14 protein-coding genes are annotated in these 13,261 nt (G+C 44.6%); 7 read left to right on the forward strand and 7 right to left on the reverse strand.

Features of this window, described 5'->3' with window-relative positions; all coding sequences use genetic code 11:
- Nucleotides 1–32: 32 nt before the first annotated feature.
- Entirely contained in the window at nt 33–1,082 is a 1,050-nt protein-coding gene (locus K0A89_03555) for a hypothetical protein (GenBank protein MBW6517559.1), read from the reverse strand.
- Nucleotides 1,083–1,512: 430 nt separating this feature from the next.
- Between K0A89_03555 and K0A89_03560 the strand changes: the two genes are divergently transcribed.
- From K0A89_03560 to hisG, 3 genes are all read left to right on the forward strand, one after another.
- Complete coding sequence (locus K0A89_03560; GenBank protein MBW6517560.1) at nt 1,513–2,151, forward strand: DUF116 domain-containing protein; 639 nt, start codon at nt 1,513–1,515, stop codon at nt 2,149–2,151.
- Nucleotides 2,144–2,764, forward strand: a complete 621-nt coding sequence (locus K0A89_03565) for a DUF116 domain-containing protein (GenBank protein ID MBW6517561.1) — start codon at nt 2,144–2,146, stop codon at nt 2,762–2,764. Before K0A89_03560 ends, K0A89_03565 begins: the two co-directional genes overlap by 8 nt.
- A gap of 125 nt (nt 2,765–2,889) precedes the next feature.
- Complete coding sequence (gene hisG / locus K0A89_03570) at nt 2,890–3,765, forward strand: ATP phosphoribosyltransferase (GenBank protein ID MBW6517562.1); 876 nt, start codon at nt 2,890–2,892, stop codon at nt 3,763–3,765.
- A gap of 37 nt (nt 3,766–3,802) precedes the next feature.
- Here the strand turns inward: hisG and tpiA are convergent, their stop codons facing one another.
- The 3 genes from tpiA to K0A89_03585 form a co-directional block, all read right to left on the reverse strand.
- Entirely contained in the window at nt 3,803–4,471 is a 669-nt protein-coding gene (gene tpiA, locus K0A89_03575; protein MBW6517563.1) for a triose-phosphate isomerase, read from the reverse strand.
- A 230-nt stretch (nt 4,472–4,701) separates the two neighbouring features.
- Complete coding sequence (locus K0A89_03580; GenBank protein MBW6517564.1) at nt 4,702–5,157, reverse strand: hypothetical protein; 456 nt, start codon at nt 5,155–5,157, stop codon at nt 4,702–4,704.
- A 204-nt stretch (nt 5,158–5,361) separates the two neighbouring features.
- Complete coding sequence (locus K0A89_03585; protein ID MBW6517565.1) at nt 5,362–5,772, reverse strand: hypothetical protein; 411 nt, start codon at nt 5,770–5,772, stop codon at nt 5,362–5,364.
- 451 nt (nt 5,773–6,223) lie between these two features.
- Between K0A89_03585 and K0A89_03590 the strand changes: the two genes are divergently transcribed.
- Nucleotides 6,224–7,711, forward strand: coding sequence for an indolepyruvate ferredoxin oxidoreductase (locus K0A89_03590; GenBank protein MBW6517566.1), 1,488 nt, complete (start codon nt 6,224–6,226; stop codon nt 7,709–7,711).
- Nucleotides 7,712–7,747: 36 nt separating this feature from the next.
- Here K0A89_03590 and K0A89_03595 read toward each other — a convergent pair whose 3' ends face one another.
- Nucleotides 7,748–8,911 carry a homocitrate synthase family protein gene (locus tag K0A89_03595; protein ID MBW6517567.1) on the reverse strand — a complete coding sequence of 388 codons (1,164 nt, stop codon included), beginning with the start codon at nt 8,909–8,911 and terminating at the stop codon, nt 7,748–7,750.
- Nucleotides 8,912–9,101: 190 nt separating this feature from the next.
- On the opposite strand from K0A89_03595, the gene K0A89_03600 reads away from it, so the two are divergent.
- The gene (locus K0A89_03600) at nt 9,102–10,343 is read left to right on the forward strand and encodes a 3-isopropylmalate dehydratase large subunit (GenBank protein ID MBW6517568.1); all 1,242 of its coding nucleotides are present in this window, start codon (nt 9,102–9,104) and stop codon (nt 10,341–10,343) included.
- Between the two features lie 64 nt (nt 10,344–10,407).
- Entirely contained in the window at nt 10,408–10,695 is a 288-nt protein-coding gene (locus K0A89_03605) for a signal recognition particle protein Srp19 (GenBank protein MBW6517569.1), read from the forward strand.
- A 114-nt stretch (nt 10,696–10,809) separates the two neighbouring features.
- Here the strand turns inward: K0A89_03605 and K0A89_03610 are convergent, their stop codons facing one another.
- On the reverse strand, nt 10,810–11,418 hold the full coding sequence (locus K0A89_03610) for a class I SAM-dependent methyltransferase (GenBank protein ID MBW6517570.1): 609 nt from the start codon (nt 11,416–11,418) through the stop codon (nt 10,810–10,812).
- Between the two features lie 68 nt (nt 11,419–11,486).
- On the opposite strand from K0A89_03610, the gene K0A89_03615 reads away from it, so the two are divergent.
- Nucleotides 11,487–11,831, forward strand: a complete 345-nt coding sequence (locus K0A89_03615) for a hypothetical protein (protein ID MBW6517571.1) — start codon at nt 11,487–11,489, stop codon at nt 11,829–11,831.
- A 2-nt stretch (nt 11,832–11,833) separates the two neighbouring features.
- Here the strand turns inward: K0A89_03615 and K0A89_03620 are convergent, their stop codons facing one another.
- Entirely contained in the window at nt 11,834–13,243 is a 1,410-nt protein-coding gene (locus K0A89_03620; protein ID MBW6517572.1) for an NAD(P)/FAD-dependent oxidoreductase, read from the reverse strand.
- Nucleotides 13,244–13,261 lie beyond the last annotated feature (18 nt).

A 13,261-nucleotide genomic window follows, 5' to 3' on the forward strand; every position in this document is an offset into this window, starting at 1 on the left:
ATTTAAAGTATATCATGTTTAATCATTATAATTTACTGCCGATCACGTATCCCTTCGAGTATTACCAAACTGGCAGAACATTTCGCACTACAATGATGCCCGTTAGATTCCAGAAGGTATAGATAGAAATCGGTTAATCGCCTTATGGCGTCTTCATCTTTGTAACCATGGTATATTTTTATGGTTTCCATATCTGAATATTCTATTTTTTCCACGAGTCCCATGTTTTCGTGAAGCAATTTTATTGTCCCAAGAAATTCCTGAAAAGGGATATCAAATATGTGTTTCTCTACAAATGATTCAATTGTGCTGGTGTTTTTGAAGGGTTTATTTGCCAGGATGTCTGCGAAATTATCGCGACCCATAGACACGATATTATAATTTGTTACCATGTGGACCCTAATCAGTGTTCGCCAGAATGTTGGCTTCCTTAATAGCTCATTTACAACCTGGTTGTTATAGCCAAAATAGTTCTCCAATCCCCTGAATCTGGTATTTAATTCTATTTTTCTAAAATCTACCCGCATGGAAGTGGCCCGAAGGTGTACGTTCTCAACATCAAGGTTCAACTTATATGCAAAAAACTGGGCAATGTGCAGGGCTACAAACTCACGCAATGCTTCTGAGCCGTCGCTGACCATAAGAGTTACGGACTCAGGTTCAAGATTATCCATTGAGAACAATGAAACTTTTATCTGCCAGCCGAATTCCTGGCAGAGTTCATTCATTTTCTGGTCAAGTTCTGATATTGTCTCAATATTCAGCGGGTCCAATACTTCTTCCAGTATTGCCCTGTCCATCAAAATGCCCCGGGAGTATTTCAGGAACCATAGCAGGGTCGGATAACTGATTACCACATTTCGACCTGACTGAATGGTTTCTTCCAGGCGAGATAATTCACGTTTGGTCTCAGTAAGGTGTGTTTTTGCCTCTTTCAGTGTCCCGAACTGGTTGATCGCCGAATCAGCAAAATCAATGGCATCCCTTACGGCAGCACTGAGATTATTGTCATTTTTCTGCAGGAGTGGTTTGAGTTTATTCAGATGTTGAGGTTCAAGTGCTATGTTCTTTCTTATTACCATATTCTTTCCTATAATCGTATACCGATTAATACTTAGTGCTACTCAATACTGCAAGAGGATATTTTATCCGGCAAAGGTTCAAGTATGTACACGATTTGTCAAGTATTTTTAATTTAAAAGTTAAATTATTACTAAATAATGCATATATATTAAAAAAAATCAGATATATACTATAAAAAACGATTTAAAATTAAATTTAATAGCCATTCCTATTACTACTATCTTCACATCTGGAGATTTCAAGTGCTACTATCAATGAATTGTTGTTCAAGTATTTTGACCATACCATTAGCAGGAAAATCCCCCTATCAGTCAGATTTACCTGCGTATTTAACGTCATACGTTAGATACAATAAAAAGGTACCATAGATTCCATCAAAACCGCTCAACCCGCGACAGTCTTAAATACCGATATAACTGTTTTCATTTGATGCTTTTCTCCTATGAACTTCTTGGCAAACTGTTCGTATTCTTTGTATTCACAGCTGCAATAGTGACTGGTGCCGCATTACTGCTTGGTGCATATAGTATCAGGAGACACAGGATAATATTTCCAAATTTTATCTTATTTATGCTCTACCTCTTTTATTCGCCTTCAAAATGGATGTGCAGGATTTTTTCCATAAAAGAAGAAATTGTTGACGAAATATTAATTGAGGTCAGGAACGCGGTGATGCTTGAAAAGTTCATAAAAAAAGCCGACAGACGCGCTCTTATCCTCCCCCAGTGTATGAGGCATCCTCAATGCAGGGCACGTTGCGATCCCATAATGGGCTACGAGTGCACTAAATGCGGTAAGTGTGACATTAAAGATATTGCCGAGGCGGCAGAGAAGCATGATTTCAAAGTTTTTATTGTTCCGGGTGACAGCTTTGTCAGGAAGATAATAAAGTCATATAATCCGGATGCATGTCTTGGAGTCGCATGTTATGTGGAGTTGACCGAATCTATGCAATCAGTTTCAAAATTCATGCCTGTTCAAGGCGTTTGCCTGATAAGGGATGGATGTTTTGATACAAAAGTAGATGTAGCAGAAGTAATTCACAAGATGGAGATATGCGATGTATAGATTGATCGGGATTGCACTGCTCACCATTGTGGTTATATCCGTCTTCCTGGCCCTTTTTGCTTTGTGGATGAGCCGGGCCAGCCTGTGCAGGAATATCTGGCTTGCAGGTTTTTTTACGGATGTTCTTGACTTTTTCTATCTTCCGATAAAATTTTTCTTCCACAAGTATTCTGATACTGAAAAACTGGAACGATGGATGGTCTCCCTCAAGAATATGGCACACATATCTGCCTTTAAAAAGACCACACACCGTTTGCTGCTGGCCCCTCATTGCATGCGTGCACTTGATTGTCCTGCAGCGTCAACAAAGTTCGGGATCGAATGCATATCATGCGGGAAGTGCATCTTCTCAAAGATAAAAACAGACGCTAAACGGTTTAACTACACCCTGTATATTGTTGCGGGGTCATCATATGTCAGGCATATCATCAAAAAAGAATCAGCTGACGGCGCACTTCTATTAGCATGCAATTACGAGCTTAACAAGGTCATGCGCTCTTTAAAAAATAAGAACATAAAGACGTATGGCATTCCTCTTTCAAACGATGGTTGTTATGCTACTGAGATCGATTACAATAAACTGCTGGAAGAGATGGGAAATTTCAGCAAATAGGATATTATCTCCCTCATTATTATGGATGGTATGGCATGAATAACATTATATCAGTTTCACCTCAATTTGACAGAAACGTTAATATCCACTGATAAATATTGTAACCCAAAACCTGAGGATTTATTATGATAGATATAGTTATACCAAAAGGTAGTCTGGAAGAACAGACATTGCTGCTGTTCAAACAGGCAGACCTTCCTATAAAGAAAACAGACAGGGAATACAACCCAAAGATAAACGACCCCCGAATAAGCAGGGTGAAGATATTGCGGCCACAGGAAATAGCCAAATATGTGGAACAGGGATATTTTGACCTTGGTATCACCGGCCGGGACTGGATACTGGAATCCAACAGTGACGTCGTAGAGGTTGCTGACCTCCCGTACAGCAAACAGGGTGCCGGTAATGTGAAGATCGTTATCGCAGTTCCCCAGCAGGACGATTCCATTAAAAGTGCTTCAGATATCAAACCGAACAGCCGGGTATCCACAGAATATCCCAACATGACGAAAGAATTCTTCGATAAACTGGGGATACCTGTGGAGATATTCTTTTCCTATGGTGCGACCGAAGCAAAGGTACCAGAACTGGTTGATGTAGTGGTTGACCTCACCGAGACCGGGTCCACGCTCAGGAAGAACAATCTTAAGATAGTGGATGTGATCGCCGAGTCCTCTACCAAGCTCATTGCTAACAAAAAGGCATGGAAAGACCCAAAAAAGCGAAAGGCTATTGAGGAGATCAAGACCCTGCTCCTTGCCGTAATAGAAGCAAGGGGGAAAGTGCTCATCGACCTGAACGTGCATGAGGATAATCTTGACGCTGTTGTTAAAGCCCTTCCTTCCATGAAGAACCCGACCGTGAGCAAACTCTATAAGTCAGATTTCTATGCAGTTGAAACTGTGGTCGATAAAAGTGAAATAAATATCCTTATACCAAAACTGAAAAGCCTGGGTGCTGAGGATATACTTGAACTGGACATATCGAAGATAGTCCATTAGATCCACACGTAAACTGATACAACTGATAAACGGGCATTCAGATGCCGCTTACCAGTTCATAGAGAGCAGCTTTTGGGTCTTTGGCTTTGACAATCCCCGAGGCCAGGAGCACACCCACACTGCCCAGTTCCAGTGCAGATTTCAGGTCCTCCCCTTTGCTGATCCCTGCACCGCACAGTACTTTTACGGAGGGGTTCACCTGCCTGACCGCTTCCACCGAGCCCGAGACCACTCCAGGGTCTGCCTTTGATACTGGTATGCCCGACCCTATAAGTTCAGGTGGTTCAACAGCTACGTAATCAGGTCCCAGTGCCGATGCTGCCCGGGTGGTGGCGATATTGTTGGTACACACGATGGTGGTCAGTCCCACGTGGCGTGCCGCAGACAGGGATGCGTCGATATCTGCCAGCCCCAACCTTCTTTCTGAATGATTGATAAGCGTACCTGTGGCGCCAGCTTCTTTTATGGTTCCTGCCATGATATGGCCGGTGAAACTTCCTGCCCCAATACCGTCGATGTGTTGCGAAAAAACAGGTATATCCACGGCAGATGCCACGCGGTGTATATCAGGTAATTGGGGTACAGCTACGATATTGGCTCCGGTATCGTTAGCAACATCTTTGCATGCCTGGGCAATTGTGACAGCATTGGCACCTGTGCCTTCAGTATATGTCTTGAAATTCAGTACTATTAAAGGTCTATCCATTGTATTTCCCCCATGAATGGTTGGTAATAGTAAATCGCCTTATAAGGTTCTTATCATTTTTGGTTATGTTGCGAGAAATACCAATATTGAGTGCGAATATTTAGAGATATGTTTACAAGATATTCTTTGTATATGGCACTTTTAAAAATTTCAATGTTGCCATTATTATCTGCGAATCGACCAATGACTCTGACTTTTTGATCCATACCTCGCATAAATTGGGCTTCATATTATTCTGAAGGATAAATAAATCCCTTTTTAACAAGTCTCCGGACTTCTTCCACTGGAAGAAGAGTGCCATTTATAGTATCTAATTTTGGGTTTGCAGGGTCAACACCATATTTCTGAATATATGTCGCACGTGCCTCTTGTTCAATTGTCATCATCTCATCCATTGTTATTACAGCATCATAATCCACCCCTTCTACTGACCCTTCAGGTGGTTCTCCAGTTTCAGTGACTATGACTCTTGTTTTTCCATCTAAAACCGTTCCATCCTTGTAGTGAGGCAACTCACCGTTTGCAAACTTGATATCATTCTCAGTTATGTTATATTTCAGGTATAGTTCATTTAACTCATTTGGTGTATAGTGAGGGAATTGAGACGTTTTATCCACACTAATTGAGTATGCAATTGTGCTTAAAAGTAATAATACAATAATTATCAAGGCAATTTTTATCTTCATTTGACTTTCACCTGCGATTCCATCTTCTTAATCCTTAAGTACTTGTGTAATATGTTCACTCGCGTCATAATTTTTCACTTCGAAATTCAAAGGTTCCGTCAGAGAATAATTTATATTATAAAAGTCCACTTTTTTTTATTATTTCCACTAATAAGCTTTGAGGTATGATTGATTTATTCCAGGACACGGTCGCCAATTTTGTGGTTAATTAGTAAATTGTAATATCCGTATGGGAACATTTTTTCCGCCCTCAGATCCGCATATTTTTCCGTCCTCATATCCACATAAAAATATACTAACCCTCCCGAATTCCTTTTTTGATATAATTGTGTCAGTAATATTATCATCTAAACGAACTTTAAATAAATAGTCTCCTCTTTTGTCAACGATTTTTTTAGAATTTATCGGAATTCCGGGGCTTGACATGTACGTTTCATTGAATATCAATTTCCCATCAGTATCAAATATTACTACAGTTACCTCATGGTTCTCAACATCATAATTAGTAATAGCAAATTCCAATGGTTTATACATAAGTAAAGGAGTATAAATTATAATCATCAATCCAATAACTACAATTCCTGCACATATGATTATTTTTTTGTTTCTTTTCATATTATCATTTCCTCTTTATTCTTTTACTCCGGAAGCATAACCAGCAATCTTTAAAAACCTTCAAATCACACCAATGCTATGCCTTCGGGTACAGTGGGATTACGGCCCGATAGATTGTCACAACGTGTCGAAACTCCCACATCCAATTTATTTGCACTGAATTGTAATATTTGTGCAATGACAACAATAATACGGAACTGTATATAAAACTATCGAGATTCATATAATATCTGTGGTATGGATATATATAAATATTAACATTTATCAATACATCGTAAAGTATAAATGTGATCTAATTATACTGATTAATAGTGAGCATATCAGCGAATTAAGACCTATGGGCTACAATGCCTGGAGTGGGCCAAATGGGGGATTAAATATCCCCCTTTCATATAATCAATGAAGTCTTTTTGACTATCCTTAAATATTACCAGCAATAAATAAACGCACGATGTCAAACTCATGTACAGGGGCCCAGGCCCTTGTGTTCGGTATCCTTGACTCGGGAGTAAGCCTTGCCACCGGTGTCCCCGGATTCCCTATTTCAGGAATAATGGAACTTCTGAAGGATTCCGGTATAGAAGCGCGCTGGTCGATAAATGAAAAAGTAGCACTCGAGGCAGCACTTGGCGCTTCAGCAGTAGGACGCAGAGCAGTGGTTATTGTAAAACATGTCGGTATGAACGTGCTTGCGGACCCGCTGGTCACATCAGTCACCCACACTATAGGAGCCGGGCTGGTAATTATTGCAGGTGACGACCCCGGAATACAGCAGAGCCAGAACGAACAGGATTCCCGGTACTATGGGTTGCTTGCGGAAGTGCCGGTCTTTGACCCGCGCGACCCTGCTATCGTTTATAGCAGCATGTGCCAGGCGTTCAAGCTCTCTGAAGAGGTGCACACACCGGTGATAATCCGCATCACTGACAGATTGAACAATGAGACTGGTTTTGTAGAAAGAACCAAGCCAGAAGTAGTGGAACTCCCAACATTTGATAGGAATGTATGGTCGTATACTATGAAAGGAAAACATCAGTTGTTCCACACCTCATCATATCCCCGGATGCAACATGTTTCTGCAGAATCTGAATTGAAAGTACGTTCTGAACGTGGTAAGAAACGTGGCATAATATCGTCCGGGTATCTTTCCACTCTGGTCGAGCAGATAATATCGGATGGAAAAGAAGATATTTCACATCTGGCACTTACGATTGTTAATCCGCTGCCGATAAAGGGAATCAATTGTTTTATCAACCGGCATGAAAGGACCTTGGTAGTGGAAGAGAGCGAAAGTGTCATAGAAAATCAATTATCCTGCAGAGGAGTGCTGGGAAAATTAACCGGACACATAGGATATGGAAAGGTAGAGGCTTCTGACATCATTCAGGCACTAAACAAGATTGACTGGGATACTATCACTCCATCGATTTCTCCTGAGACCATCGAAAGCAGGGGTTTCTCCCGGAATATATGTGATGACTGCCCCTATCATGTCCTGTACCGGGTGCTTGGAACAATAGATATACCTGTTGCAGGAGATCTGGGTTGCTCGGTCAGGACCGCCCCCCCGCCCATGGGAGTGGTGGACCTGGCATATTCACTGGGGTCATCCATTGCCACTGCTACAGGATTTGATAAAAAAGGTATAGCCCTCATAGGCGATTACGGACTGGTACATACCGGATTGCAGGGACTTATCGAAGCCGTTCATCACCATAAGGACGTACTGGTGGTGGTGCTCCAGAATACTATTGCTGCCCTTACAGGCGGGCAGGAAGTACCTGACATGACAGACGTGGTGCGGACACTGGTACCCGATACTACCCTGCTTGATATTGAGAATATTTCAGAACCGGAACTTGCCACGCTCCTTACTGCTGAACTTGAAAAGAGCGGTGTATCAGTACTCCTGGTACGCGGCAAGTGTACCATGTATTGACATGGTATGTTGCGGTATGGCTCCGGAGCCATAACCTTAATCCGGCATCAGGATCTCCTTGATAAACTCGTCCAGGCGTTTGCAGGGTATGCCTCGCTTGGCCTGGGTGCAGTCCTTCACTTTCGCAAGCAGTTCGCATAACTGGTCATGGTTCAGGTTGTACCCCATGCTCAACACAATGCCTTTAAGTGCCTTGGTGCCGGTGTGTTTCCCGATTATCAGGCTACGTTTACCGCCTACGATCTCAGGTGAAAATAGTTCATAGGTACTGGGTTCTTCCATAATGGCAGCCACGTGGATACCACTCTCGTGCGCAAAAGCAAAATCACCGACAACCGGTTTGTTCTTTGCCAGTTTCACTCCTGAGTATTCCACGACCAGCTTTGAAAGTTTGGCCAGGTTCTGGGTATTGTACCGTTCAATGCCATACTGTACCATCAGTGACATCAGTACCTCTTCCAGCGCAGCATTGCCTGCCCTTTCCCCGATACCGTTTACAGTAGTGTGGAGTTGCTTTGCGCCGGCTTCTGCTGCGGCCAGGGTATTTGCAGTCGCCATGCCCAGGTCGTTATGGCAGTGTATGCAGATGTCGGTCTTGATATCTTTCTTGATCTCACTGACAAGGTAATACGCTGTGGCAGGGTTGAGTATTCCCACTGTATCGGCAATGCTCACGTAATCGGCACCGCGCTCCTCTGCCATTTTGAATATGCTCTTCAGGGTGCCGACATCCGTGCGCGTGGCATCCTCTGCAGCGAACCGCACCGTTAACCCGTGGTCCTTGGCATATTCCAGGGCATCCATAGCACAGGTTGTGGCTTCGGCGCATGTCTTGTGATATTTATATTTCAGGTGCAGATCAGATGTGGCAATAAACATGCTCAAGATATCCACTTCACAACCAATGGCAACATCGATGTCGCTGATTATTGAGCGTGACAGGCAGCAAACCTTTGCGTTCAGGCCCATTTTTGCAATTTCCCTGACCGTATCCCGCTCGGTTTGGGAAACAATGGGGAAGCCGGCTTCGATGACTTCGACGCCGATGCTGTCAAGTTCCTGTGCCATACGTTTCTTTTCGTCAGACGTGAAGGCGGTTCCGGGGGTCTGTTCTCCGTCCCTGAGTGTGACATCACATATTTCGAAGTCACCGGGTTTTCTTCCAACAAGTTCGACCAGTTTGTTTCTGGAATACTGCATGTTATCACCTATTTATGGGTCATTAGTTATCCACATCATAAGTAAGGTTTTCTGCCAAAACGTTAATATTAATAATTATAGATATATCATTCACCTTAAAGTATTGCAGGTAACTTTCTGCTGATTCGTGCAGTTACCCTTATCGCAATATAAATAAAAACTTACCCATAAGTAACAAGGAGTAACGGTTTTGGCGACTATCAGTGAAAAGATATTTGGCAGGGCATCGAATTCCGATGTCCGTGCAGGTGATTTCGTGATTGCCGATGTGGATTGTGCCATGGCGCATGATGGTACAAGTGTACTGGCAGTGAAAGCATTTCGGGAAATGGAGGTCCCGAATGTCTGGGACCCGGCACGGATAGTCATCCCGTTTGACCATATTGTGCCTGCAAGCACTGATGTGGCTGCCAACCTGCAGTACGACATCCGGCAATGGATACGGCAGCAAGGTATCCCGAACATGTATGATGTGGGTGAGGGAATATGCCACCAGGTACTCCCAGAGCAGGGGTTTGCCCTTCCTGGCAGGCTGATAGTGGGCGCAGATTCCCATTCATGTACCTATGGTGCCTTTGGTGCCTTTGGTACCGGTGTTGGCGCCACTGACATGGCCGAGATATTTGCATCAGGCAAGCTGTGGTTCCGGGTGCCCCAGACCATGAGGGTCACTGTTGAGGGAAAACTGGGGGACCGGGTATCTGCGAAGGACCTGACGCTTAACGTGATAAAGCATATCGGTGCTGACGGCGCTACCTATAAGGCCATGGAATATTACGGTTCGGCCATTGAAGAGTTGAGCATCGCGGGCAGGATGACGCTGTGCAACATGGCCATTGAGATGGGCGGGAAGGCAGGGATCGTGCCGCCTGACACCAAGACCGATGAGTTCCTGAAAGGCCGGGCTGTGGATTCGTATACGCCGGTCTTTGCTGATGAGGATTCCGGATATTGCGAGGAGATACATATTGATGTGGGTGACCTTCCTCCGCAGGTGGCCAGACCCCACAATGTGGACAATGTATGTGATGTGGATGAGGTAGCGGGAACGGCTGTTGACCAGGTGTTCATCGGTTCGTGTACGAACGGCAGGCTGGAAGACCTGGAGGCTGCGGCACGTATCCTGAAAGGGCGCAGTGTAGCGGTACGCACCATCGTGATACCGGCATCAAGAACAGTCCTGCTTGAGGCTATCGAATTGGGATATATCACTTCCCTCATTGAGGCAGGGGCAACCCTTGGACCACCGGGCTGCGGGCCGTGCCTGGGTGCTCACCTGGGCGTGCTGGCCGAGGGAGAGGTGTGTGTGTCGACGTCAAACCGTAACTTCAAGGGCAGGATGGGCAGGGGCGGACTACTGTACCTGGCATCACCCGAGACTGCCGCTGCATCGGCGTTGAAGGGCGAGATCGCCGATCCCAGGCTGGTCTGAAAGGAACAGTTCTGTCTTTGCGGTGTAAAAACGTTCATGTTGTATGAATGATATAACTGGAGTTATGCTCCGCGACAGGGATAAGTATGTGATATGGCCCGCCTATATCGATAAAGGCAACAGCAGAAGCGGAGGGCGCATCATTTCAAGGAAGCGCTCTGTGACATCACCCGAGTTGAAGGAGATTGACCGGGCCGCAAAGGAACTGGGCCTGAATCCGGTGGTTGAGAAGGATAAGGCATATCCCAAATACTGGTGGGAGGTCAGCGGGCGGGTGCTGGTGGATAAAAAGGGTGGGAAGTCAAGGATTGCACGGGATATTGCGGGCAAGATAGGGGAGATGCGCGGGTAGCTATAAACAAGAAAATCCTCCCTGTGGTCGGATAAACTTGAGTACAAAAAGTTATACTTTATGTACTATTAAAAGGAGATAATATTTACAATTTTTCCATCTACCATTGTTTTTTTACTTCCTCCCCCACACCAGAGCCACCAGCCCGAACATATCCAGCTGAATATTGAACCCATCAACCGCCCTGAAAGCATCCTTTAACAGCGCTATATCCACATAGTTCGCAGTCCGCATCTCCACACATGTATGGAATATCTCAAGCAGTATCTTCTTTGAAAACCTGGTCTGCTGCACCACGTCCATCACAGCAATCTCACCACCAGGCCGTAATACCCTGAACATTTCACCCAATACTTCTCCGGGCCTCCCCACCTCATGCATAGCAAAACTTGAAACAGTACCATGGAACACCCCATCCTTGAATGGCAGCCTGTGCGCATCAGCCAGCACAAAATCCCCTTTCGCCTTGGCTCTGGCCCGTTTTAACATATGCACTGAAATATCGGTGCATACCAGGTCGACAGCACCCATCCTTTCAGCCAGGTAACCAGTGCCGGACGCCATATCTAATATGCGCCTGCCTTTCTTGAGCTCGACCTTACCAAGTAACTGCTGCCTTAAACGTTCATACTGGCCGAACATGGCCACCCTGGCACCAAAATCATAGACCGGCGCCAGAAATTTGAAAAAACTGTGACTTTTTACCTCAACCATTTTTCTCATCCCGTTGAGATAATTATACTGCATAAATATAAATACATTTCATACCGTAGATATTCCGGGTCGTTGAAATGAAAAAAAGCAAAAAGATGTATTACCTTATTCTCCTTGGTCTCGTGTTCCTGCTGGGAGGCATAGTGATGAAGAGTGAAACCGGCGAACCATCACCATACATTTCTTTCGGCGTCGGAACACTGGTTGCCACCGCTCTTTACTACGGTATTGTAGAAAAACGCCCCCAGATCGCAGCATTCATCATCGGTTTGATCGTACTGCATTCCGGTATCCTGCTCATAATAAAAGGTGAGTTGACATACCCTCTTGAATTCGGACTGGTCACCTTCATAAGCGGCATCCTGGTATTGCTCAATTCAGGTTTCTCGGAATATATGCGGGACCGCAAAAAGAACAGCTAAATTCACTTGATGTGCTGCTCATCCCTCATGACCTTCAAGAGTTCCAGTACTGAATACCCTGCCCTGGTTATTCCCATACTGCGCGGGTCAGTATCAGTACCTGCCAGATACAGGTTTTTTATCGGTGTCCTGGGCTGTGCAAAATAACCGTTGATGGTCACTGCCGCCTTCTCCGGAATGGTGGTCTGGGAATGTTTCATCTCAATATGGTCCTCGATTCCTGGTAATGCCCCGAGAATGGTATTGTACATCCGCTTCTTGTCCTCATCAATGGGTACGGATCCGTCTGCAATGAAAGTAAATCCTACCAGCTGCTTCCCTGGCGGTGCCAGTTGTGCATCATAATTGCTGATGGGCATGGCCCAATAAGCTCTTGGTTTGAACCATATCTCAGAACCTTTATAATCAAACTCAGGTAACCTGGAATCAAGACCAAGCCAGATAGTAACACTACGGGTCTGAACAACCCCTTCAAGTTCATGGATATATGATGCCGGCAGGTTATCAACCACATCAGGCATATCCTTTATAAAACCAGTATACACCACCGCATCAGCAGTATATGTGTCCTGATCCGTCATCACCCCTTTCGCCACACCTTCCCTTGAAAATATCTGTGTCACTTTTGATGAAGTCTTTATTTCCACTGCATTTGATAGGGAATACAATACAGCATTGAGGAAACTTTTCAGTCCACCACGAGGGTATGCCTGTGAATATCCGATATTATTCACTGCAAGTCGCGTGAGTACTGACAGATGTTCCTTTAGTTGTCCTCCGGACAGGTGGTTCATGAGCAGGGCCCTGTACGAGTAAGCAATTTCCTCATCCTCCCAGAAGTTCTCAGGAACACTATCCCGCATAAAACTGCTGCCAGTCATTACTCTATGCACCGAGGTCTCCTTCATGGACCTGCCTGACAATGAATAACAGATAGCATCGATAAAGTCCAGGGCATCCTGCGATAGACCTTTTGGCAGGTAATCATACATTGATTGGTGAGTCAATTCAGTACCCAGGGTAGTCTGGGTAATTGCCTTTGTAATCGTCTGGCTCAGTAATAACCGATCCATTTTTGGAAGCACGTCAAAAGTAGCGAATTCCTTTAGCGTGGATGGTATCTTAGAAATACCTTTATGGGTTCGGACATGATAGGTCCCGTGGTCCAGTAATACAGGAGTGTAATTAAAATACGTATCTATAAGCCTGCGCAGCGGTCCTTCCCTGAGGTGTGTGATAGCGTGCACTCCGGTATCTACCTGGAACCCGTCAACCATATAACTGTTGCAGTTACCTCCAACATTTTTACGTTTTTCCAGGACAAGCACTTTTTTTCCGTGTTTGGATAGTGTCATGGCAGCCATCAGGCCACTGATGCCGCCACCAACAACTATTACATCATAATCTGCCATATTCTATTGATAACTTAT

It is taken from the genome of ANME-2 cluster archaeon (genome assembly GCA_019429385.1).
Classification (GTDB): Archaea; Halobacteriota; Methanosarcinia; order Methanosarcinales; family Methanocomedenaceae; genus Methanocomedens_B.

Bases quoted from the DNA above. Each gene is read 5' to 3' on its own strand.
- K0A89_03555 (MBW6517559.1), bottom strand. From the start codon at position 1,082: ATGGTAATAAGAAAGAACATAGCACTTGAACCTCAACATCTGAATAAA.
- K0A89_03560 (MBW6517560.1), top strand. From the start codon at position 1,513: ATGCTTTTCTCCTATGAACTTCTTGGCAAACTGTTCGTATTCTTTGTA.
- K0A89_03565 (MBW6517561.1), top strand. From the start codon at position 2,144: ATGTATAGATTGATCGGGATTGCACTGCTCACCATTGTGGTTATATCC.
- hisG (MBW6517562.1), top strand. From the start codon at position 2,890: ATGATAGATATAGTTATACCAAAAGGTAGTCTGGAAGAACAGACATTG.
- tpiA (MBW6517563.1), bottom strand. From the start codon at position 4,471: ATGGATAGACCTTTAATAGTACTGAATTTCAAGACATATACTGAAGGC.
- K0A89_03580 (MBW6517564.1), bottom strand. From the start codon at position 5,157: ATGAAGATAAAAATTGCCTTGATAATTATTGTATTATTACTTTTAAGC.
- K0A89_03585 (MBW6517565.1), bottom strand. From the start codon at position 5,772: ATGAAAAGAAACAAAAAAATAATCATATGTGCAGGAATTGTAGTTATT.
- K0A89_03590 (MBW6517566.1), top strand. From the start codon at position 6,224: ATGTCAAACTCATGTACAGGGGCCCAGGCCCTTGTGTTCGGTATCCTT.
- K0A89_03595 (MBW6517567.1), bottom strand. From the start codon at position 8,911: ATGCAGTATTCCAGAAACAAACTGGTCGAACTTGTTGGAAGAAAACCC.
- K0A89_03605 (MBW6517569.1), top strand. From the start codon at position 10,408: ATGCTCCGCGACAGGGATAAGTATGTGATATGGCCCGCCTATATCGAT.
- K0A89_03610 (MBW6517570.1), bottom strand. From the start codon at position 11,418: ATGAGAAAAATGGTTGAGGTAAAAAGTCACAGTTTTTTCAAATTTCTG.
- K0A89_03615 (MBW6517571.1), top strand. From the start codon at position 11,487: ATGAAAAAAAGCAAAAAGATGTATTACCTTATTCTCCTTGGTCTCGTG.
- K0A89_03620 (MBW6517572.1), bottom strand. From the start codon at position 13,243: ATGGCAGATTATGATGTAATAGTTGTTGGTGGCGGCATCAGTGGCCTG.